General features: G+C 62.2%; 13 protein-coding genes. 7 read left to right on the top strand and 6 right to left on the bottom strand.

Going from position 1 to position 21,798, the window contains the following annotated elements:
* Window positions 1-40 precede the first annotated feature (40 nt).
* Window positions 41-1,453, bottom strand: coding sequence for an efflux transporter outer membrane subunit (locus tag HZ994_08480; protein ID QTN32363.1), 1,413 nt, complete (start codon window positions 1,451-1,453; stop codon window positions 41-43).
* A 110-nt stretch (window positions 1,454-1,563) separates the two neighbouring features.
* Here HZ994_08480 and HZ994_08475 point away from each other — a divergent pair, with 110 nt between their 5' ends.
* On the top strand, window positions 1,564-2,133 hold the full coding sequence (locus HZ994_08475) for a DNA-3-methyladenine glycosylase I (GenBank protein ID QTN32362.1): 570 nt from the start codon (window positions 1,564-1,566) through the stop codon (window positions 2,131-2,133).
* A 35-nt stretch (window positions 2,134-2,168) separates the two neighbouring features.
* Here HZ994_08475 and trmB read toward each other — a convergent pair whose 3' ends face one another.
* From trmB to HZ994_08460, 3 genes are all read right to left on the bottom strand, one after another.
* Window positions 2,169-2,786, bottom strand: a complete 618-nt coding sequence (gene trmB, locus HZ994_08470) for a tRNA (guanosine(46)-N7)-methyltransferase TrmB (protein QTN32361.1) — start codon at window positions 2,784-2,786, stop codon at window positions 2,169-2,171.
* 69 nt (window positions 2,787-2,855) lie between these two features.
* Window positions 2,856-5,219 (bottom strand): hypothetical protein, encoded by a 2,364-nt coding sequence (locus HZ994_08465; GenBank protein ID QTN32360.1) that lies wholly within the window; start codon window positions 5,217-5,219, stop codon window positions 2,856-2,858.
* Between the two features lie 78 nt (window positions 5,220-5,297).
* The gene (locus HZ994_08460; GenBank protein QTN32359.1) at window positions 5,298-6,044 is read right to left on the bottom strand and encodes a PEP-CTERM sorting domain-containing protein; all 747 of its coding nucleotides are present in this window, start codon (window positions 6,042-6,044) and stop codon (window positions 5,298-5,300) included.
* 295 nt (window positions 6,045-6,339) lie between these two features.
* On the opposite strand from HZ994_08460, the gene HZ994_08455 reads away from it, so the two are divergent.
* Genes HZ994_08455 through HZ994_08445 form a run of 3 tightly spaced genes read left to right on the top strand, consistent with a single transcriptional unit; the run spans window position 6,340 to window position 13,044 of the window.
* Complete coding sequence (locus HZ994_08455) at window positions 6,340-7,587, top strand: class I SAM-dependent RNA methyltransferase (GenBank protein ID QTN32358.1); 1,248 nt, start codon at window positions 6,340-6,342, stop codon at window positions 7,585-7,587.
* A 38-nt stretch (window positions 7,588-7,625) separates the two neighbouring features.
* Window positions 7,626-12,518, top strand: a complete 4,893-nt coding sequence (locus tag HZ994_08450) for a S8 family serine peptidase (GenBank protein ID QTN32357.1) — start codon at window positions 7,626-7,628, stop codon at window positions 12,516-12,518.
* Between the two features lie 25 nt (window positions 12,519-12,543).
* Window positions 12,544-13,044 (top strand): hypothetical protein, encoded by a 501-nt coding sequence (locus tag HZ994_08445; GenBank protein QTN32356.1) that lies wholly within the window; start codon window positions 12,544-12,546, stop codon window positions 13,042-13,044.
* Between the two features lie 658 nt (window positions 13,045-13,702).
* On the opposite strand, the gene HZ994_08440 is transcribed toward HZ994_08445, so the two are convergent.
* Window positions 13,703-14,620 carry a helix-turn-helix domain-containing protein gene (locus HZ994_08440; GenBank protein ID QTN32355.1) on the bottom strand — a complete coding sequence of 306 codons (918 nt, stop codon included), beginning with the start codon at window positions 14,618-14,620 and terminating at the stop codon, window positions 13,703-13,705.
* A 74-nt stretch (window positions 14,621-14,694) separates the two neighbouring features.
* The gene (locus HZ994_08435; GenBank protein QTN32354.1) at window positions 14,695-17,019 is read right to left on the bottom strand and encodes a heavy metal translocating P-type ATPase metal-binding domain-containing protein; all 2,325 of its coding nucleotides are present in this window, start codon (window positions 17,017-17,019) and stop codon (window positions 14,695-14,697) included.
* 7 nt (window positions 17,020-17,026) lie between these two features.
* On the opposite strand from HZ994_08435, the gene HZ994_08430 reads away from it, so the two are divergent.
* From HZ994_08430 to HZ994_08420, 3 genes are all read left to right on the top strand, one after another.
* On the top strand, window positions 17,027-18,160 hold the full coding sequence (locus HZ994_08430; GenBank protein QTN32353.1) for a hypothetical protein: 1,134 nt from the start codon (window positions 17,027-17,029) through the stop codon (window positions 18,158-18,160).
* Between the two features lie 3 nt (window positions 18,161-18,163).
* Window positions 18,164-18,718, top strand: a complete 555-nt coding sequence (locus HZ994_08425) for a sigma-70 family RNA polymerase sigma factor (protein QTN32352.1) — start codon at window positions 18,164-18,166, stop codon at window positions 18,716-18,718.
* Window positions 18,719-18,784: 66 nt separating this feature from the next.
* On the top strand, window positions 18,785-21,796 hold the full coding sequence (locus HZ994_08420) for a protein kinase (GenBank protein QTN32351.1): 3,012 nt from the start codon (window positions 18,785-18,787) through the stop codon (window positions 21,794-21,796).
* The last annotated feature ends 2 nt before the right edge of the window (window positions 21,797-21,798 follow it).

Below are 21,798 nucleotides of genomic sequence, written 5' to 3'. Positions count from 1 at the left end.
TGTCAATGGCTGGAAAGGCGGATCCTCAAGAGGTTGCAGCCTACTTCGCCGCGCGGAAATCCCCACCGAGGGCGAGGTGCAGGTCCACGCGGTTGTCGAGGCGCAGGCGGCGTATCGCCGCATGTTGGCTGGCGGAATCGATCATCCTCGCGGTAGCCTCGATGAGGGTGAGAACATCCGTGGTGCCTACGGAATACTCCTCGCCGGCACGCTCCGCCGCCTCTTTGGCGAGCCTGGCCGCATCCTTCGCCGCCTGTTCGCGCTGGCCCAGGAAAGCCTCCGCAACGAGTGCCTGCTCAACCTCGCCGAAGGCGCCGAGCACGGTCTTCTGGAGTTTTGCGGCCTCCTCGGAGTCCTCCGCCTGCGCCTTGGCAATGCCACCCGAGATCCTGCCGCCCTCGAAAAGCGGCTGGGTCAGGCTGCCGCCGATGGACCACACGCCGAAGTCGCTTTGCAGCACATCGCCGATCCCTTCGGTGGCCGTCCCTGCGGAGCCGGTGAGGCTGAGGCTCGGGAAGCGCGCCAGCTTCGCCTGTTTCAGGCGGCGCCCGGAGGAGGCCAGCATCCGTTCCGCCGCCAGCACATCAGGCCTGCGCAAAAGCAGCTCCGAGGGCAGGCCGGATGGGGTTGCACCGGGAAACAGCGGCAGCCTGGCTCCCGCCGCAAGCTGTCCGGAAGGGTATTTCCCCATCAGGATTTCCAGTTGCCGCAGCACCCTTTCGCGCTCCTGCTTGCGTTCCGCAAGCGCTGCCGTGCGGGTCGCGCGCTCGGATTCGGTGAGCCGCACCTGGGATGCGGTGCCGCCCTCCTCCGCGATGGCCCGCTCGAACCTTTCCCGCACCGCATCCGCCAGCACGGCAGATGCCTGGAGCGCTTTTTCCGCAAGCGCGACCTGTTCGTTGGCCTCGCCGAGTGCCAGCCATGCCTTGGTCACCTGTCCGGCCAGAGATACCCGCGCCGCCGCGTATTCATAGGCCCGTGCCTCGGCATCGGCGATCGCCGCCTCCTGCCCGGCCTTTGCCCGGCCCCATACATCGATCTCCCATGCAGAGTTGAGGTTCACCCCGAATTGGTTGTTGATGCTGGACGGCACACCGCCGCCGGGGCCGCCGAACGGGAAGCCGATGAAATTCTGTTTGTTTCGCCTGGAGTCTCCGCCCAGCCCGAGACCCGGCAAGCGTCCGGCGCCCGCGATCTTCGCCTCCGCCCCCGCCTTCTCCACCCGCGCCGCCGCGGCCTTCATGTCGGGGTTGTTGGAAATGGCCTCATCCACCAGCCCGCGCAGCTCCGAACCGCCGATTTTCCCGATCCAGTTCCGGTCTATCCCCGCGCGCGCCTCTTTCGTGGCAGCCCATGATCCCGGGGCGCCGGCATCGCCCATCCGGCTTCCGGGGGAGATGGCTGCACAGCCAGCCAGAAACATTGCGGCGGCCATCGTAGGTGTTGTTTTCATTTCGGCCATTGCCTGCGGACATCCTGTGATCGGTGCAGTTCCGGGAAAAGTCAAATCGCCGTGGCGGGACAGCCTTGTCGCCGGAAGCAGCCCCGGCTAGCTTCGCCCTCATGAAACGCTGCCCGTGGGTGCCGGAAGACAAGCCGCTTTACATCGAATACCACGACACCGAATGGGGCGTTCCCTCGCGGGATCCCCGCCATCTTTTCGAGATGATCTGCCTGGAGGGTGCGCAAGCCGGTCTCTCGTGGTGGATCATTTTGCAAAAGCGCGAGCACTACCGCGAGGTCTTCGGGAATTTCGATCCCGAGCGCTGCGCCCGCATGACCGATGCGCAGCTGGAAAAGCTGGCGCTCGATCCCGGCATCATCCGCCACCGGGGGAAGATCCTTTCCGTCCGCGCAAACGCCCGCGCTTGGCTGGAGCTCGATGACCCCGTCGGTTTCCTCTGGTCCTTCGCCCCCACCGCAGGGAAACGGAAACGCCCCAAGTCCATCGCCGACTACCCGGTCACCACCCCGGAGTCCGTTGCCATGGCCAAGGCGCTGCGGAAGGCCGGGTTCAATTTCGTCGGCCCGTCCATCGTGTATGCCTTCATGCAGGCGACAGGGATGGTTGATGATCATTCTGCGGATTGCGTCCGGCCGAATTTCAAATCACAGGTTTCGGCCATCAAGTGAGAGGAAGATCTTCGTCTGCGCCTCCGGGGTGAAAATTACTCACCCTCCTTCACGCACCTGATCCGGTTCATGGCTTTCCCCTCCGCCTCCCACTGGATCTGGAAATCCGTCTTCGGGTAGAAAAAGGAATCATCCTCCCACGGCAGGATCCCGAAGAGCTTGCTTTCATGGATGCGCTCCACGGCGTATTCGAAGTATTCCGGGTGGTCCGTCATGAAAAGGAACTCCCCGCCCGGTTCCAGCGCGTTTTTCACGGCACCCAGGAATGGGATCTGCACGAGGCGTCGGCGGTGGTGCTTGAACTTCGGCCACGGATCCGGGCAGAGCAGGTGGATGCGGGAAACGGAGCTTTCCGGCAGCAACCACTCCACCACGTATTTCGAGTCCAGCCGCAGGATGCGGGCGTTGCCCAGTCCCTTGCGCTGGATTTTCCTGCCCACTTTCTTGCACCCTGCCCAGCAGCCGCCCACCCCGATGAAATCCCGCTCAGGGTGGGCGGCTGCCAGATCGATCAGGAAAGTCCCGTCCCCGCAGCCGAGATCCACCTCGAGGGGGCGGGCGTCGCTGCGTATCTCGTTTTCCGCAAGGCGGCGGAAATAATGTGCCGGAACGAACTCGGCTTCGGAAAAGGGTGGGCGGGGTAGGGTATGCACGCGGGGGCAGGATACACCTTGCCGTGCGCCGGGGCGCGAGAATTTTCGAGCCTGATTTTCTTGGCCGGATCACCGGGTCGGCTCCCATTTCAGGTGCCACTTCACATCGGCGTTCTCCGTGCTTGTCAGGGTGATGGCAGTGGTGCGGTTGCCGTCGCGCCCGGTTACGGCCTTGGACAGCTCGGTGCTGTGGCCGTTGTTTGCGATGGTGATGACAAAGGGCTCCCCGCCGACGACTTTCGCGGTGCCGGAGAGGGTGAGCGTTTCCTCATCCCACGCGACATCGGCGAGATCGAGCATGCCCTGCATGATGTGGCGGTTGGTGGATAGGATTTGGGGGCGGCCCAGCTTCCGGCGGAGGGAGTAGGTGAGAGTCTGCTGCGGCTTGAGCGCGGCGGAAACCGATCCGGTGCCGGAGAACTCGCCGACGAGCTTGTCATTCCAGAAATCGTAGAGGTAGTAGGAGGCATCCGGATCTTGGCCGAGCGAGCCCTTGTCCGCCTGGTCGCCCGAGATCGGCGCGGTGATCGTTTCCGGGCGGTCGTGGTTGTTGCACAGGATGAGCTGGGACCAGCCGTCATCGACCTGATAGAGATAAACGGAGGGATCGCCGCGGCCTTCGACAAGCATATCGACGGGGCGGAACGACCGGGTTCCGGGGAGGATGGGGAAAAGGCGGGTGAGGTCGTGCTGTTCCTCCGGCGTCATCCGCCCGAAGGAGGTGCCGAGTTCCATGCGCCCGGAAATGAGCCCGATCACGCTGAGCATGGTGCGTCGGGCGTCGGTGTCCATGTTTCGGAACGATTTCCCGTCGGGATAGTATCCGAAGACGCTGCGGTTCTTGTACCAGCGCAGGCCCATGCGGGAGGCCATTTCGGGCTCGAAGTGGGAAGAGTCCCCCCAGACGCGCTGGAGATCGACGATGCCAGCGGTCACATCGAGGCGCGGGGTGCCGTATTCGCCGAGGTTGCGCTCATGGATGTAGGCTTTTTCCCCGAGCCCTTCGCGGCAGAGCTCGAACATCTTGCGGTAGGCGGTGGTGGTGGTGTGGGTTTTGTCCTCGAAGCCGCCGTCCTTGCACCAGGCGGACTCCGGGTAGTCGAACTTGATGCCCTCCAGCCCGCCTTTGCCCATGCGTTTCCACATCGCCAGTGTGTGCGCCTGGAAGCCGGGATCGGTGAAATCGTATTTCACGAAAGGCATGTGGTGGCGGTGCTCGGCGTGGAGGCGGGAAATGTCGTTGTTGAGCATCCAATCCGGGTGCGCCATGGCGAAATCGTTCGAGGGCATGTTCGCCTGGATGTAGGTGAAAGGGATGCCGCCGAGCTGGTGGAGCTTGCCGCAGAATTTCGTGAAGGTCTCGTAGGGCGGCGTGAGCGATCCGTATTTCGCCCAGTGCTCGTCGTCCCACCAGCCCTGCTGGGTGTTTCCGTAGTCGCGCTCGCAGTAGTAGTCCGGCTCAAGGCGGATGGCGACGGGCGTGTAGCGGAGGATGCCGGATTTTTTGGCGATCTCCATCTGGCCGATGAGGTCGCGGGAGTTGTTGATGGGCTTGCCCTCGCCGTAGGAGCCGGTGGAGACGAGCCAGCCGCAGAGGGTGGGGAAATCGTAAGGGTTGGGCTTCGCGTCGTTCGCGGTGCGCATGGCCATGCCGTAGCGCTCCAGCGAGGCGAAGGGATCCGTGGTGGTGAAATCGAGGAACACGGTATCGACCGCGTGATAGGTCTCGCCGGGCGGGATGAGTTTTCCCTGAGGATCCTCGATGGAAACGGTGAGCTCGCGCTTGTCCGCGCTGAGCACGATGCGGCGCAGGAAGTCCCGGTATCGGAGCCCGCCGGTGACGAGGGAGAAACGTTTCCCGCCGATCTTTCCGGTGGCGAGGATGTTGTTGAGCGCATCGATGCCGAGCTGGTTGTCAATGCGGTTGGGCTCCGCGCCCGCGCCGCCGCGCAGCACCTGCGGGTTTTCCAATTCCTTGCCCGGAAGGAACTTCGCCTTGTCGAGCATGTTGATCGTGGCGATGCGCGCGGGGATCGCGTGCTGGTTGGTCACGGAGAAGCCGAGAACCGCGAAGGGCTTGTCGTCATAAACGGAGATGTGGAGGGACTTGATGGGTCGGTAGCCGCCGCCCGGTGTCTCTGTGACGGTGAGCCTGCGGCCTTTTCCGAACGGGTCTTCGATCTCCTGCTGTTTCCACTCGCGGGTCACGCCGGCCGGTTGTCTCCAGCCGAGTTCGTCCACGGTGAAGCGCGCATCCGAAAACGCCGTGATCCCCGAGGCAAGGTCTGTCCCGGAGCAGGTGCCGGATTTCAGGTCGTAGGAGAGGCGCAGGGAACCGTTGGCGATGGAGACAAGGTTTCCATTCTCGGAGATCTCGGTGGCATGGGCGGCGGCGGAAAGGAACAGCAGTGCGGAGAGGGGAAAGCGTCTCATGCGGGCAAGCCTAATGCCGCCGCTGCCAGCTTTGCCAGCCAAAGGAGCCGGCGGATGGGCGCTTGCGGCACCCTTGCATCACTTCCTGCGGCGGAGCAGGAGGCCGCAGATCCCGAGGCCGAGCAGAGAGAGGCTGGATGGCTCGGGGACGACATTGGCGGTGATGCCGATGTTGTCGACCACCGTTTCCTGACCCCCTCCGGTGCTAGTGCTGGCCGGGCCGGGGCCGAAAACAAGGGTGAAGATCGCTGCTTGTCCGGCCTCCCATACATTGTCTGTCAATCCGGTCAGATCCACGTACTTATCGCGATCAGCCGCTGATATGCCGTTGAGGTTGCCTTGCGTCAGCGTGCCGGTGGCATCGCTGCCGGAAATCGCACCGCTGAACGAGAGCGTCCACTCCTTGGCCGATTCTGCGAATCGCCCGGCAGCGTCGAAATAGAACCCGTCCATGGTTCGGTCTAAACCCGATGTGTTGGTCAGGTTGAAAGTGAGGGTGCCTGGCTTGCGACTGCGGTTCAGGCTGAGGTTTGTGCCCTGGTTGCTGGCTGTGCCGCCAACCGTAGAAGCGGCTGCAATGAATGAGCTCAAGCTTCCGAAGGTGCCGTCATCACTCGAACCGTGCCCGGTGGTATTGTTCCAATCGTCCCAATTGCCGCCCGTCGCAGCGGATGTGAGGGTAGCAGTGGTGCCGCCACTCAGGTGAGTCGGCGTGGCATTGAGAACATCATCGAAGTTATCCCAGCCGGCGACGAGGGTGATGGCGGCTGAGGAGGACATGGCGCTTGCGGCCAGGATCAGGGATGGGATGAATGCTTTCTTCATGGGTTCTGTGGGTTTTCTGTTGGGATTTTCGGATATGGGTTTGATTGCGCGAGCGTTCCGAAAATGCTCAAATGCAGTCAGTTACGATGCGATGGGTGTTGACTTTACGGATTGATCCATATCCGTCAATACATAATTTTGCATACATAATTTTCCACCCGGAGAAAATCGGCTGGATTCATTGTGAAACCGGGATTCGGGGGCAAGGGCGGGTGGCCCGGGAGGGGGAAGGGAACCGCGATTTCCGAAATCACGGTTCCTTTCTGCGGGCGGATGGCCTAGGAACTGCGGCCAGATGCACCAGCGCCCGCCGAAAAAGTTCGTCCCGAAGCCTTTCACCTACCATCAGGAAATTGATCTGCGCATCGACTCGCTGACGAATCTCGGCGCGGGCGTAGGCCGTGTGGACGGCTGGGTGGTGTTCGTGCCCTATGCGCTGCCGGGGGAGCTGGTGCGGACCCGGATTTTCCGAAACGACAAGAACCACTCGCAGGGCGACCTCGTGGAAGTCTTGGAAAAATCCCCGGATCGGGTGGAGCCGGGCTGCGCGTTGTTCGGGACATGCGGAGGCTGCCAGTACCAGCACCTTTCCTACGAAAAGCAGCTTGCCTGGAAAACCCGCCAGATCCGCGAACTGCTGAAGCACATGGCCGGCGAGGAGCGCGAGGTGAACCCCTGCGCCAGCTCGGAGCAGATCTGGAACTACCGGTCCAAGATCACCCCGCACTTCGAGAAACCCGTGGACGGCGTGGTGAAGGAGATCGGTTTCCTCAAGGTGGGGCGGCGCATGGAAATCCTGGACGTCCCGAGCTGCCCGATCGCGATGAAGGAGATCAACGACGCGCTCCCCGGGGTGCACGCGGATCTCCGCGCGAACGGACGGCGCTTCAAGCGCGGCGCGACGATACTCCTGCGCGCCACCCAAGGCCGCGTCGAGCGCGATCCGAAGGCCATCGCCCGCGAGGAGATCGCCGGCGTGAAGTTCGATTTCGTGGCCGGCGAGTTTTTCCAGAACAACCCGTTCATCCTGGAAAAGTTCACCGGATACGTCGGCGAAAAGGCGCTGGAAGGCGGAGCCCGCTATCTGGTGGATGCCTATTGCGGTGCGGGTCTGTTCGGGCTCTGCCTCGCGGGGCGCTTCCAGAAAGTCATGGGCGTGGAGGTGAACGAGGCGGGCGCGAAATGGGCGGCGAACAACGTCGCACTCAACGGTTTCGGCAACGTCAGCATCCTGCAGGCGGACGCAGAGGAGATTTTCGCGCAAATCGACACCCCGGCAGAACAGACGGCGGTCATCATCGACCCGCCGAGAAAAGGCAGCACGCCGGAATTCCTCGCCCAGCTCGTCGCCTACGGGCCGGAAAGGGTGATCTATGTTTCCTGTGATCCGGCGACGCAGGTGCGGGATTACAAGATTCTGCGGGAGTCCGGATACGCGCTTGAAGAAGTGCAGCCTTTCGATCTTTTCCCCCACACCCGCCACGTGGAGTGCGTGATGGTAATGGTGAAGCACCCGCCTTCACATGGTGAATACGCCACTTGATTTAAAACCACCTCTCCCCTAGCCTCCGTATCGAATTTATGAAGAAGTCAAATAACCCACGGCGCGCGCCCTACATCATCGCTGCCATCGCACTGATTGTCTGCGGAATCATCCTAACAGGAAATGCCCTGAAAAGGACATCCGCGGATTCCGCATCATTTCCTGCGAAGGGTGAGGCAGAGGCACCCGCAAAGGCCGGCGATGAGATCGCTGCGGCCTCCAAAAAGGAACGCCAGGCCGAGGAGAAAATCCGTTTCAAGAACCAGGATGACGGGATGCCGCTGGAGCTTTCGATGAGCGAGGTCGCCCTGATCGATGCGAACGGCAAGGATCGCATCACCAGGCTCAATCCCCCGGCAACTCCCGCCACCCTCGCCGCTCGCATCGCGGAGCTTGATGCACCCATGGGCGTCCTGCCCGTCGCCTATGTTGAGGGCGAGCGTGAAACCTCCACCGCCCGCCGCCTCGTCACCAGCGATATGCGGGTGAAAATGCCCCAGGAGCAGGCGCAGGCCTTCGCCCGCAGGCACGGCCTGGAGGTCAAGGAACTGCCCTCTTACGCCCCGGAATGGGTGATCTTTTCCGCCGCCCGCCCCATGGATGCCCTGGCCAAGATCGATGGCGTCCGCAGCGATACCTCCGTCGCCTCGGCGGATGTCCTGCTCGCAGTGCAGCAGAACCCAAGGGCTTTGCCCAACGATCCCCTCGTCGGCACCCAATGGCACATCAAGTCCAGCAGCGGTGCCGCGGCGGGAACCGATGTGAACATCGAGAACGTCTGGAAATACGGCGAGGCCGGCGGCCTCAAGGGAACCGGGATCAAGATCGGCATCGTCGATGACGGACTCCAGCACACGCACCCGGATCTGGCCGCAAACGCGGATACCGCCAACGACAGGGACTGGAACGGAAATGACAACGATCCAAGCCCCGAAGCGGGGGACAGCCACGGCACGGCCTGCGCGGGCGTCGCCGGCGCAAGGGGCAACAACGGCGTCGGCGTCACCGGAACCGCTCCGGAAGCCTCGCTCGTGGGCCTCCGCCTCATCTCCGCCCCCAGCACCGACTTGCAGGAATCCCAGGCAATGAGCCATCTTCCCAACCTCATCCAGATCTCAAGCAACAGCTGGGGGCCACCGGATTCCGGCATCGGGCTGGACAAGCCCGGCCCGCTCACCATCGCCGCCTTCAAGAACGCCGCCACCACCGGCCGCAACGGCCTCGGAACCATCTTCCTCTGGGCCGGCGGCAACGGCGCCGAAAGCGAGGACAACTCCAACTACGACAGCTACGCAAACTCGATCTACACCATCGCGATCGGAGCCACCGATTCGCTGGGCAACCGAGCCGGCTATGCCGAGCCGGGCGCCAACCTCGTCGTCTGCGCGCCTTCCTCCGGCCGCGGCAACACGCTCGGCATCGTCACGACCGACGTGACCGGAGGGGAAGGCTACGATCCGGGCAGCTACACCAACGATTTCGGCGGCACCTCTTCCGCCACCCCCGCCGCCGCCGGCGTCGTCGCACTCATGCTTGAGGCCAACCCAAACCTCGGCTGGCGCGATGTTCAGGCAATCCTCATCCGCTCCGCAAAAAAAATCGACCCCGCCGATGTGGACTGGGTGGACAACGCGGCCGGCCTGCACTTCAACCACAACTTCGGCGCCGGCCTGATCGATGCGGAAGCCGCCGTCGCCCTCGCCCGCACCTGGACGAACCTTGGCACACAGGTCAACGCGGTTTCCAGGATGCCCGGCGGTGCCGTCGCGATCCCGAACAACTCCTCCACCGGAGCCAGCGTCACCTTCTCCATGCCGAATTCCTTCATCACCACCGAGCATGTGACTGTCCGCCTTTCGATCAACCACACGGCGCGCGGCGATCTCGAGATCTTCCTGACCTCGCCCTCCGGCACCGTCAGCCGCCTCGCCGAGCGCCGCAGCGACACGAACGACAACTACACCGACTACACCCTCAGCACCGTCCGCAACTGGGGGGAAAACTCCTCCGGTGACTGGGTGCTGAAAATCGCGGACCGCAGGAGCGGAGCCAACACCACGGGCGGCTCCCTCACCTTCGCCGAGCTCACCGTCTTCGGGGTCTCCGCCCCGCCGACCAACCCGCCCCCGTCCGTCGTCATCACCAGCCCCGCGAACGGAGCGGTCTTCAGCCCGGGCGTTGGGTATTCCGTCAACGTCGATGCCACGGACTTCGACATCGACGGAGCCGCAGACACGGTCACGAAGGTCGAGCTCTTCGAGAACAATGTCCTCGTGGGTACCGCGACCTCCTTTCCATATGTCTTTGCCCGCAACCCCGCCAACGGCTTCTACGCCTACACCGCCAAGGCCACCGATCCGGACGGCCTGATCGGCGAGTCCCAGCCCGTCTTTGTCACTGTGAAAAACCAGACGCCTGCCATCGCATCCGTCACCCTCAACGCTGCCACGCAGGCTTACGACGACCTTCCGCTCACCGTGACCGCAGTCAGCGTTTCCGATCCCGAGAACGACCCCATCACCCTCGCCTACAAATGGGAGTTCAGCACGGACGAGGATAATTTCACGGACTCCGGCATCACCACCGCATCGGTTCCGGCGAACCCCTCGAACAGCGGCAAGCTCTGGCGCTGCTCCATCACCGCCACGGACGGCAACACCACAAGCCCCCCCTTCATCACCGGCAACGTCAATCTGCTTGACCGCCCCCTCGCCAATGCGGTGCGCCCCGGAACCCCCTACACCTACCAGAGCGGCCTCGTCCTCAGGGGCGACACCCTCACCGTCAACGGGCAGGCCATCATCCATGAGTTCAGCCAAGGCCCCGGCGGCGGCACTTCCGAGTGGATCGAGATCCTCACCCTCAAGGAGGGCAGCCTCGCCGGTTGGTCCCTTGCCGACCAGTCCGGCAACGCTCTCCTTTTCGCCCCCGGCCTGTGGAACGACGTTCCCGCTGGCACACTGATCGTGGTTTACAACGGCGTTTCCCCAAAAGACCCCCTGATCCCCGGTGACAGCACGGACCTGGCCAGCGGCAAGGTCATCGTCTCCAGCACAAACACGGATCTCTTCACCGCAGCCTCCAAATGGCCGACCCTCGACAACATCGGCGATGCCATCGTGCTCAAAAACGGGGTGGGCGTTGACATCCACAAGATCTCCTACGGGAATTCCTTCTTCACACAGCCAAATGTCGGGCGGGTTTCCGCCAGCGAGGCGGCCTACTTTGCCGGGCAGACGGAAGCCGGCGCAAACCTCGCGGGCGAATGGCTGACAACTTCCGGAGCCGTAGCCCGCACCATTTCCGGCACGCGCTCCACCTCGGCCGAAAAAAGCATTTTCCCGGCCGCAGTTTTCACCAACGGCCGCTATCTTCAGGACTTCGACGTGGAGCCCGGCGCCGAAGGGTACCTTTTCCCCACCGGATGGTCGTCCTTCTCCACGAACCTCGCCAGCACGCAGACCATCAACTTCGATGAACTCTCCCTTCTCCGGAACGCCGGCACCGGCGGCGCGCCCTACAACTTCGGCTCGCGCATCGGCATGCTCGCCGGTAGCGTCTCCGGCGGCGCGGTGCGCTTCGATCCGGGCTTCATCGCGCTGGCACTCGACAACACCCGGGGTCTCACCGGGCTGCAGATCAGCTACGATATCGTGAAGGTCTCCGAGCAGCCGAAGTCGATGCAGATGAACCTCGAATACACCACCGGGAACCCCGCCAACACCGGTTCCAAATGGATAGCGGTGCCGGGGGCCTCATACACCTCCGGCTCCACACCCACCGGCACCGTCCAGAGGTTCAACAACGTCAACCTTCCCGCTGTTTTCACCGACCGCGAGTCCCCCATCTACCTCCGCTGGTACTACAAGACCGCCACCAACAACAGCGGCGCAGGCTTCCCCGACGCCCTCGCCATCGACAACCTCATCATCTCCTCGGACTCCTCCCCGAACATCTACCTGACACTCGCCCTCGCCCCTTCCACCATCTCGGAAACGGACGGTGAAAACGCCTCCACCGGCACGGTCACCATCAACCAGCCCGTTTCCTACGATCTGACGGTGAACGTCTCCTCCTCGGACATCACCGAGGCCGCCGTCCCCGCATCCATCGTCATCCCCGCAGGCCAGGTGAGCGGCACTTTCCCGATCCGCGCCGTCGATGACTTGTTCTCCGATGGAGTCCAGCGCCCCACCATCACGCTCTCGGCCACGGGCTTCCTCAACGTCTCGCAGGTGATCACCGTCACCGACAACGAACCCGTCCTCATCGGCGTCACCCCGGGCTTCCCCAACAACCCCGGGAACAGCAACTTCGTCGACCGCCTCCGCAACGACAGGTTCTACGAGGCTCCCGAATACTTCATCGCCGCATCCACACCGCTCCCGGCCGGGCTTTCCATCGACAGGCAGACGGGTCTGATTTCCGGGACAATCTCGCCGACGGCCGCCCTCGGCACGTACAACGTCATCATCGAGATCCGCAATGTCCTTGGAGGCTTTTCCTCACAGAACATCGTTATCGAAGTGTCCGACGTCATCTTCAGCAGCTATTCGCAATGGATTGGCCAATATCCGGGCATCAACCAATCCGTCACCGGAAACAGCGATCTCGACGATCTTCCCAACCTTGTGGAATACGTGCTGAACAGCCGCCCTGACATCATGGAGCGGCCCTCTCCGGTGGTCAGTTCCCTTGAGAACGGCGCCATCTCGATCACCTACACGGTGTCAAAGGATGTGACCGATGTCACCCTTGTCGCCGAGTGGTCGCCCACGATGCTGCCCGGTTCATGGCAAACGGCGGGCATTCTCAACGAAATCCTCGAGGATGGCGTGAACACCCGGAAAATGAGGTCTTCCGTAACGGTAGATCCGGCCAATCCGGCCAAGTTCATGCGCCTCAAGGCCGTGGCGCCGACGCCGCCGTGACACCCTGCCGCAGCAGGGGTCGCCTATGACAGCCACAAGTTTCACCCAGACACGCTTGAAGACCATCGCATTGCTCGCAACCCTCTTGCTTCAATCCGCCCTTGCAGCAACGCCATCGGAAGCTTTGGGTGCATTCAAGAAGGCTGCACAAACGAAGGATTTCGAGGGCACTTGGGAGCATGCCGCGAAGTTTGAGGGACTCCCGGAGGAGGCGACCGAATATTTCAGGTCCAAGGTGCGGAGATTTATCGATCTGGCGGGTGACGGCTGGGATTTTGAGATCATCGAGGAGAAGATCGAAGGTGAATGCGCCGTGGTGGTGATCAACGAATCGAAAAAGGACGGCAACAAGGCGTTCGATTTAGACCCCGCGTTTCTGATCAAGCAGGATGGAAAGTGGCGGGTCCTGCCCGAAGTCACCGAATGGCGGATCGTTAGGAAAGTTGATGAGGATAAGGTGGATTCGCTGGAGAAGCTTTCCGCATGGTTCGAGACACGCAAGGAAGAGATCAAGAGGAAGGGATAAGGCTAGCAAGGCGGCGATGACGGGGAAACCGATCCGATCGGATGCGAGATTCGCCCCCGGCGCCGCCATTTCCATGACGTCTGCCAAGCAATCGGACGAAAAAAGCGGCTCTCCATTTCTTGACGCTGTCAGCTGTCCCTCTTTCAGGCTGCGGGGATGACAATCCGCAAAACAAGCCGGTCGGAACCTCCGGGCTTACGCAAGAGGAGAGGGTCGGATTGGCCATTTTATGCCATTACGCCGCGAATCTGATCGGGCAGGAGGGTTTCCCCGGGCTTGATCCGTATGAGCCAAGCCCTGAAGGACCGATCTTTCGATCAGCATACTCAAGGACGTTTGCCCGAATGCGATGGATGCCAAAGTCGGGATCGGACGGAATGGGTATCCGATCGCACCACAAGATCCCCCGCGCATCGCCGGGGTTCGCACGAAATCATGCAACCCAAGGATTGTCCGTTGCCTGGAAACCCCGGATGCTGTTCGCCATTGCGAGATCGAATACGAGTGCACGACGTTTGATGGAGACTCGGGATCGATTCCGGCAACCTAACTTGAGGTCGGGAGGATCATTCGGGGCAAGAAAGTGCACATCACCTTTTCAACGAAAAGAACAGGCAGCAGGGGGAGATGAAACCGGTGTGGAGTGGGCGGCGTGAGATCACACGGCCGTGAGCTTGGAGAGTTCCTCCCGGCGGAAATTGGTGGGTGAGTTCCCGGTGAAGCGGGCGAAACTGCGGTTGAACTGGGAGAGGGATTGGTAGCCGATCTGGAAGGCGATCTCGGAGACGCGGACTTCCGGCTTGAGCAGTTCCTTTTTCGCCCACTCGATGCGGCGGCGGTTCACGTAATCGGTGAGCGTGAGGCCGGTGGCTTCCTTGAAAACGCGGCAGAAATGGGATTCGCTCAGGCCGGCGTGCCGGGCCACGAGGGAGAGCGGGAGCGGCTCGTCGAGGTTGCGGGCGATGAAATCCCGGGCGCGCGAGATGGCCTCCGGCTCGCTGTTCTCGCTGACGATGGCGAGCTTTTCCGCATGGCGGCTGAGCTGGGTGCCGAAGGTCGCCAGCAGGGTGATCATGCTCTGGTAGCGCTCGGGATCGACCACCTGGGTCTGGAAGTAGGCATCGCGCAGGGATTCGGCCTCGGACTCGGAAAGCCCCTGGCGGCGGAGGGTCTTGGACACCTTTTCGAAGGTCGCGCCGTCGGGAACGGAATGGAAGACCTGGCCGGTGCGGAGGAAGCCGATGAGGGTGCCGTTGCAGGAGACGGGGACGGCGGTGGAGGACATGCCGGAGAAGCATTTGCAACTGGCGGGTGCCCCGAGTTTGGCCTCCTCGGTGAGGCGGCGGTTCACTTCAATGCAGGCGTTGCAGGCGGATTTGCAGAGGCTTAGCTTTTCACAAAAAATGCTGCCGTTCTCCGCCTGGGCGCAGGTGGAGGGCAGCGAGGAGTCCGCATCGACGAAGCGGAGCGGCAGGCCGGTGGCGCAGCGGAACGCATTCTGGTAGGTGACAAGGAGTTCCGAATCCAGGACGCGGCCGTAGATGGTTTTGCGGAAATTGTCCGAATCGCTTTTCATGGCAGGGGCGCCGGAGGGTAGGACGTACCTGCGGGTTGCGCAACGGATTTCCGGTCTGTGTCGGGGGCGGCGTTTCATGGCTTGCGGAGGCTTGCGGCGACGATGCCCAGCGAGATCGCGGAACTCAGCGGCATGATGATGGCGGCGACGAGCGGGTTCATGTGGCCGAGCAGGGCGAAGGTGATGGCAGTGGCGTTGTAAACGAGCGCGAAAGCGAACGCGGTGCGGACGGCGGCGCGGCGATGCTTCGCGAGGGCGAGCATTCCGGGCAGGAAGCGCAGGCTCTGGCCGAGGAAATAGAAGTCGGATTTCGTTTCCAACAGGCTGCGGTCAACCACCGGGGTTCCCGTAACCCAGGCGGCGTTGAAGGCGAGGGAATCGTTCGCGCCGTCGCCGAGGTAGAGGGTGTCGTGCGCGTCGAGCTGGCGGACGAGGGCTTCCTTTTCGGCGGGCTGGAGGGCGGAATGGGCGTCCTCCCGTGCGATGCCGAGCGCGGCGGCGGCGGCGGCGACTTTCTCCGGCCTGTCTCCGGAAAGGATGATGAGGCGGTGATCTTTTTGTAACACTCGCAGAGCCGCGATGGCATCCGGGCGCAGGGATTCCTCGAAGCGGAAGCGGGCGACGGGCTCGCCGCCATGGCAGAGTTCCGCGTCGTGGGGGGCGTCTGCTGCCGCTTCGCCGGATGCCCAGCCCGGCCTGCCGAGCGACCATTTCCCGAAGGATCGACCCATGCCGGGCGTGTCCTGGATTTCCGCGGCGGGCAATGACCGGAGCAAGCGCTGGCCGTCTGCGCCGAGGGCTTCGAGCAGGGTGCGGGAAACCGGATGAAGTGATCCGTCGGTCAGGCGGGCAAGGGCGGATTTGGCATCGGTATCGAGATTTCCGACGGCCTCGGGGTTCATCAGCACGGGGCGCTCGAGGGTGAGGGTGCCGGTTTTGTCGAAAATGATTTTCCGCACGGCGCGGAGACGCGACCAGATCAGCGGCTCGCGGATGAAGACCCCGGCGCGTTCCATCCGGGTGCCCGCCAGTTCGTCGGCGAGCGGCAGGGCGACGCCGAGAGCGCAGGGGCAGGAGACGACAAAGACCGAGATCATCACCTGCAAGGCCGGCGCGAAGCCGTCCATCCGCAGCCACCAAACAAAGCCCGCCACGCCGATCAGGACGATGGCGGCGAGGTAGTGGCGCAGCAGTTTCTCCAGCGCGGGCACGCGCGCGGCGGCGCGATCCGATCCGGTCAGCCGCGCCAACAGGGAATCCGCCCATGCCTCGCTCGCTTTCACGATGACGGGCGCGGAACCGAGGTGGATGGCACCGGCGGGAACCGTGCGGCCCGCCGAAAACGTGTGCGGATCCGCCTCGCCGTTGATCCATTCCAGGGAAAACTCGGCGGCTTCGGAATCGAGCGTGGCGGCGACGGGCACGGATTGTCCGGGCAAAATCTCGACCCTCATGCCCGGCGCGAGTTCGGAGAGCGGGACGGGCTCCGCGCGATCCGGCGAGGCCATCGTTTCCGGCACGGGGCGGCGGCGCTGAAGGCGGTTGCGGTTTTTTTCGATCGCCGCGAGCTGGAGGTAGCGGCCTCCGAGCATCAGGAAAATGAACATCGCCACGAAGTCGAAATACATCAGCCCCTCGACGCCGAGCGCCCAGCCGATGAGCGAACCGATGAAAGCGAAGCTGACGCCCAGGGCGATGGGCAGGTCGATGTGCGGCACGCCGGCCTTGGTGGAAAGCCAGGCGCGCTTGATGAAATGGGAGCCGCCGACCAGCATCGCCAGCGTGGCGGAGAGGAACGTGATGAGCTGGAAAATGCCCGCGAAACCGAAGTCGTCCGGCATGCCGACGTAGCGCGGCAGGGTGAAGACCATCGCGTTCATCGCGAAGGCGGCGCAGAGACCGAGCTTCGCGCCGAGCTGGCGGATCTCGCCGCCGGAGGAGCCGGGCTTCTTCGGCGTGAGGGTGTAGCCGAAGGAGGCTAGCTCGTCCGCAAAGGACGTAAGATCCGTCTCACCGGAAAGCCAGCGCAGCCGCAGCAGCCCGGTCGCCGGATGGGCGGAGGCTTCCAGCGCGCCGTGATGGCGGCGGAAAACGTTTTCCACCAGCCACACGCAGCCCACGCACGACAGCCCCTCCAGCGAGAAATCCCCCTCCGCCGCCTCGCCTTTGGGAACGTTTTCCTCGATGGCCGCCGCCCGCTCCTTGAGCCAGCCGAAATCGCGCGCCTCGAAGGGCACGCTGCGGACGGGCCGCAGGGTGGAATTACTACGGAGATCGTAGAAATGCCCCAGCCCTTCGCCCTGGATCATCCCGTGGACGAACTCGCAGCCGCGGCAGCAGAACCTATCCACCGCGGAGGCGGCGGAAAACGGGGTCGCGCAATGTTCGCAGACAGGCAAGATTCAGGTGAAAGGATCGGCGGCAATGCTGACCTCCCGGCTGGCGCCCCTTCAAGCCCAACCCCAGCGCATTTGGCCTCTTTGCCTGCGCACCCCTTGCTGCCGGCCTTGCGGGTCTCTTGTCTTGTTTTCAGGAATTCCGGAAGGAAGAGTGACGGACATGACGCCGCCGGGGATGCAATCGGATTATTTTCACGGATATTGTCGGTTTATCCGCCCGCCCTGCGCGTGTGTGTTTGTCATGAAGAAACATCTCATCACCCTCATCGTTGCCGTTTCGGCTGTCATCCACGCACAGGCCGCCGACCTAGCAAGCCAACGGCCAGGCTACTGGAAGCCCGATATGGAAAAAACCCTCGCGCTGGCCAAAAAAGCGAATCGCGAAATGGACGAATTGGAGCAGGCCATGATGGGCGCGATGGTTGTCGAGTTCCAGAAGGACAAAATGTTCGTCCACGGCCCTCCGGGACTTGCAGCCGCTCCACCCCTCCCCTACAAGCTCACCGCGGTGGACGAGGCCGCGAACTCACTCACGCTGAGCGCGGGTGGCAAGGAAATGAATGTCAGGTTCGACAAAGGACAGATGGCGCTGAATGACCCGGAGAGTGGCTGGACGATCTTCAACCGCATGAGCAAGGAGGACTTTGCGAAACGTGGTGCTGGCGGTGAAAGAACCGAAGCAGAGGGCGGCGAAAATGCCCCGGCAGCCGGGAAGATCGAAGACATTTCGGCGGAACCGATCCCCGATACGCCTGCGGCAGGCAAGGTCCATGGCAAGGAGTTCAAAGTCGAGAAGGCGACGCTGAACTCGGGAGTGGGCACCTTGAAATTGCAGCAAGGCGAGGGCTTGTTCGGAGACATGCAATTCACGATTTTCCTGTTCGATGAAGGCCAGAATGAGGTGGACGGGAAAACCATCACGGTGAAGCCGAATCAGGGTTCCACCACCGCGCACATCCACATGAGTCGCATGGTGGAGAAAGGTCGCGTGCCGCAGAACGATAGTTTCACGGGGAAGTTTGCCATGAAGCTGGAATTCGGCACCGCCAAGGATGACAAGATCCCCGGCAAGATCCACCTTCGTGTGCCTGACGAGGCCGGGAGCTTCGTCTCCGGCACCTTTGAAGCGGAAATCAAATAACCCATGACCGAATACACCCGCTGGCTGAACCATTCCGACGAGACCCGCGACAATGAAGTGTTCGCCGGGTTATACGCCGAATTGCGCCGGATCGCGCGTTCCAAAATGGCGGGCGAACGCCAGGGCGGCACGCTCGACACTTGCGGACTGCTCCATGAGGCCTGGCTGAGATTGGAAAAATCCGCACCCGCCCAATGGCGCGACCGCAAGCAATTCTACGCCGCGGCCTCCGAGGCGATGCGCCGGATCCTCGTCGAAGCGGCACGTCGGAGGATGGCCGCCAAGCGCGGCGGCGGTGAAAAAGCCGTTCCCCTTGACGACGAGCTGCCGGTGGCGGCACCGATGGAGGACGAACGACTCCTCGACGTACATGAAGCTCTCGGTCGGTTAGAAACGGAATCGCCCATGGATGCCCAGATCGTGAAACTGCGTTTCTTCTCAGGGTTGGGAAACGGGGAGATCGCCACCCTTCTCGATGTCAGCGAGCGCACGGTGGAACGCCACTGGAAACTCGCCAAACTTTGGCTCTACCGCGAGCTGAAGGAACCGAATGAATGATGTTGGAAAAACATGCATTTTGCGTGTCGGTTATTTGCAACACGCAACGCATGTGATGATGTGACCATGAAAAAAGAAAACACACTCTGCTTCTGCATTTTCATCCGCGCCCTGGATCTGGAAGGCGACGCCCGCGATTCATTCATCGACGAAGCCTGCTCCGGGAATCCTGAGTTGGAAGCGGAAGTCAGGACCCTGCTGGCCGACTCCGAGAAGGCCGATGACTTTTTCTCCGAGAGCGAGAATCCCGCCCTTCTCGCAGCGAGTTTTCAAACACCTTACACCGAAGTGGAGGGCGACCGGGTGGGCAATTTCATCCTGCGCCAGCAGATCGGCGAAGGGGGTTTCGGCATGGTCTGGATGGCCGAGCAGATGGAACCGGTGAAGCGCATGGTCGCGCTCAAGGTCGTCAAGGCCGGGATGGATACCAAGCAGGTGCTCGCCCGCTTCGAGGCCGAGCGCCAGGCGCTTGCCTTGATGAACCACCCGAACATCGCCAAGGTGCTCGAAGCCGGCGCCACATCGAGCGGGCGACCCTATTTCACCATGGAGTTGGTCAAGGGCATTCCCATCACAGACTTCTGCGACCAACGGCAGCTCGATCTACGCCAACGCTTGGAGCTGTTCCGCGATGTCTGCTCCGCCGTACAGCACGCCCACCAGAAAGGGGTCATCCACCGCGACCTCAAGCCCTCGAACGTAATGGTCACCCTGGCCGGCGATGAGCCGCTGGTGAAGATCATCGACTTCGGCATCGCCAAGGCCACCCAGAGCAAGCTTGTCGAGAAAACCCTTTTCACGCGCTTCGGCCAGTTTCTCGGCACGCCGGTTTACATGAGCCCCGAGCAAGCCGCCATGAGCGCGCTCGATGTGGACACCCGCTCCGACATCTACAGCCTCGGAGTCCTGCTTTACGAACTGCTTGCGGGGGCTCCGCCCTTCGATCAGCACACCCTTCTCTCCGTGGCACACGACGAGATGCTGAGGATCATCCGCGAAGAGGAACCGCAAACCCCCAGCACCCGCAGCAGCCAGATGCGGACTCCAGACGGTGCCGCCGCCATGCGCAAGTCGCCCGTCCCCGCCAGCACTCTCAAGGGCGAACTCGATTGGATCGTGATGAAGGCGATCGAGAAAGACCGCTCACGGCGATACGAATCCGCCAGCGCGTTTGCCGCGGATATCGGTCGATACCTCGCCAACGAACCCGTCCAAGCCGCCGCTCCCGGCGCCCTCTATCTCTTCGGCAAATTCGCCCGCCGTCACAAAGTCGCGCTCGGCACGGCGGCGGCGATGCTGGCCTTGCTCCTGGCGGGGATCACCAGCACCGCTTGGCAGGCGGCGCGCGCCACCGCCGGCATGAAGCGCGCGGTGGAAGCCGAGGGGCTGGCCGCACGGAGGCTGGCGGAAGCCGAATCCTTCGCCAGCACCCTGCGCGAAGTGCTGGAAGGGCAATTGACCGGCTATTGGCAGACCGACATTGCGAAGACCCTCGAGCACTCGAAGAAAGCCGGTTTTGACTTGGATATGCTTGAGGAAGCTTTCTTACACAAGTCGGCTTTCGAGATCCGCAATGGGGCAATGACAGTTCACGGGCCACCGGGAAATCTCGCCGAGAATCCGCCGATTCCTTTCACCATCCAACAGCAGGGCGGTGCCGGCAAATCCCTCGTTCTGGAATTCGCGGATGGCGAAGTCGGACCACAAAGCGCGTCCATCGAGGGCGACACGCTCACCATGGAAATGGGGGAACTCATCATGGTCTTCAGGCGCATGAGTGATGAGAAGTTCCGGGAATTCGCCAAGCTGCTGCAAGAAGCAAAAGCCGCCGCCATCGCGGAAAAGGAAAAGGAGGCACAAGTCCCGCCGGTTGACATCGCCGCCATCGATGGACTCAAGGATTTGGAAGAACTCGAATTCTTCAACGAACGCGTCATCAACATCGATGCGCTGGCTGGTTTGCCCAAGCTCAAGGAACTCAGCATCTACATGAGTCCTTTCCCTACCTTGGATTTCCTCGAGAGCTCCACCGCCATCGAAAAGCTCAACCTCTTTGGCAGCGATCACACCTTCAAGGACTACAAGCCGCTTCTCCACCTCAAGAACCTCCGCGAGTTGGATCTTACCGCGAACGAGCAGGCGACCGACGCGAACCTCAAGGATCTGGCGGCTCTCACCACGCTGGAGAAATTCAGCATGAACCTTTGCACCGAAGTGACGAGCCTCGAATTCCTCCGCAACTGCAAAGGTCTCAGGGAGGTCCATGTCGCAGCAGGCATCGCGCTCCGCGACGTGGATGCCCTGGCCGGTTTCGCGGATCTGGAGGTGCTCAACCTGAGCTACACGCCGGTCGCTGACATCGGCTTTCTCAAGGACGCGAAAAAGCTCAGGGTGCTCGACCTCAGCGGAACCCAAGTCACCGACATCGCGGTTCTCGCCGGATGCACCTCACTGGAACGGCTCAATCTCACCGATACGAAGGTCACCGACCTGACGCCCCTGCTGCCCATGCTGCGGGCAAGCGGCCTGCCATTGATCGAATTCCCGGAGGGGGTGAATGAAGAGCAGCGCAGGACAATCACCGAGGCCACAACGATTTCGTCGGAAGAAATGAAGCGCATCGCACCGACAGGCCTGACCCTGGTGATCTGCGACGCCAACAACGAAGTGCTCGATACCCTGGTGGTGAAACCGGATGTCGGGAACGCTGAATACGAGTTTCGCATTTCGGAGGAGCAAAGCGAGATCCGGGTGTTCGTGGTGGGTTCACGCATCAAGAAAACCGATTACTACGAGGATTTGACGCAGAATTACTTCATTGCCCGTGCTTCTAACAAGGATCGAGCAGAAGCCGGAGGGACTGTGGCCGAAAGGGTGGGCGCATCCGTGAGCGAAGGGGAACTGGACGGGTTCGCCATGGCGGGGGTCTTTATCAGCGAGCCAAGAACCTTGAGACTTACGGAAGCGATGAAAAAGCAAATCCAAGCGGACATCGTCGCCGATCAGCGCACCATGCCAATCTTTGTCGAGGCGGAAGGCGACAGCCCTGGAACAACAAGCTCTGTGCCTGTCGAATGAGA

The sequence above is a fragment of the Akkermansiaceae bacterium genome (assembly GCA_017798145.1).
Taxonomy (GTDB): domain Bacteria; phylum Verrucomicrobiota; class Verrucomicrobiia; order Verrucomicrobiales; family Akkermansiaceae; genus Luteolibacter.
The sequence above is the reverse complement of the archived record's forward strand: the minus strand, read 5'-3'. Positions and strand labels throughout refer to the sequence as shown.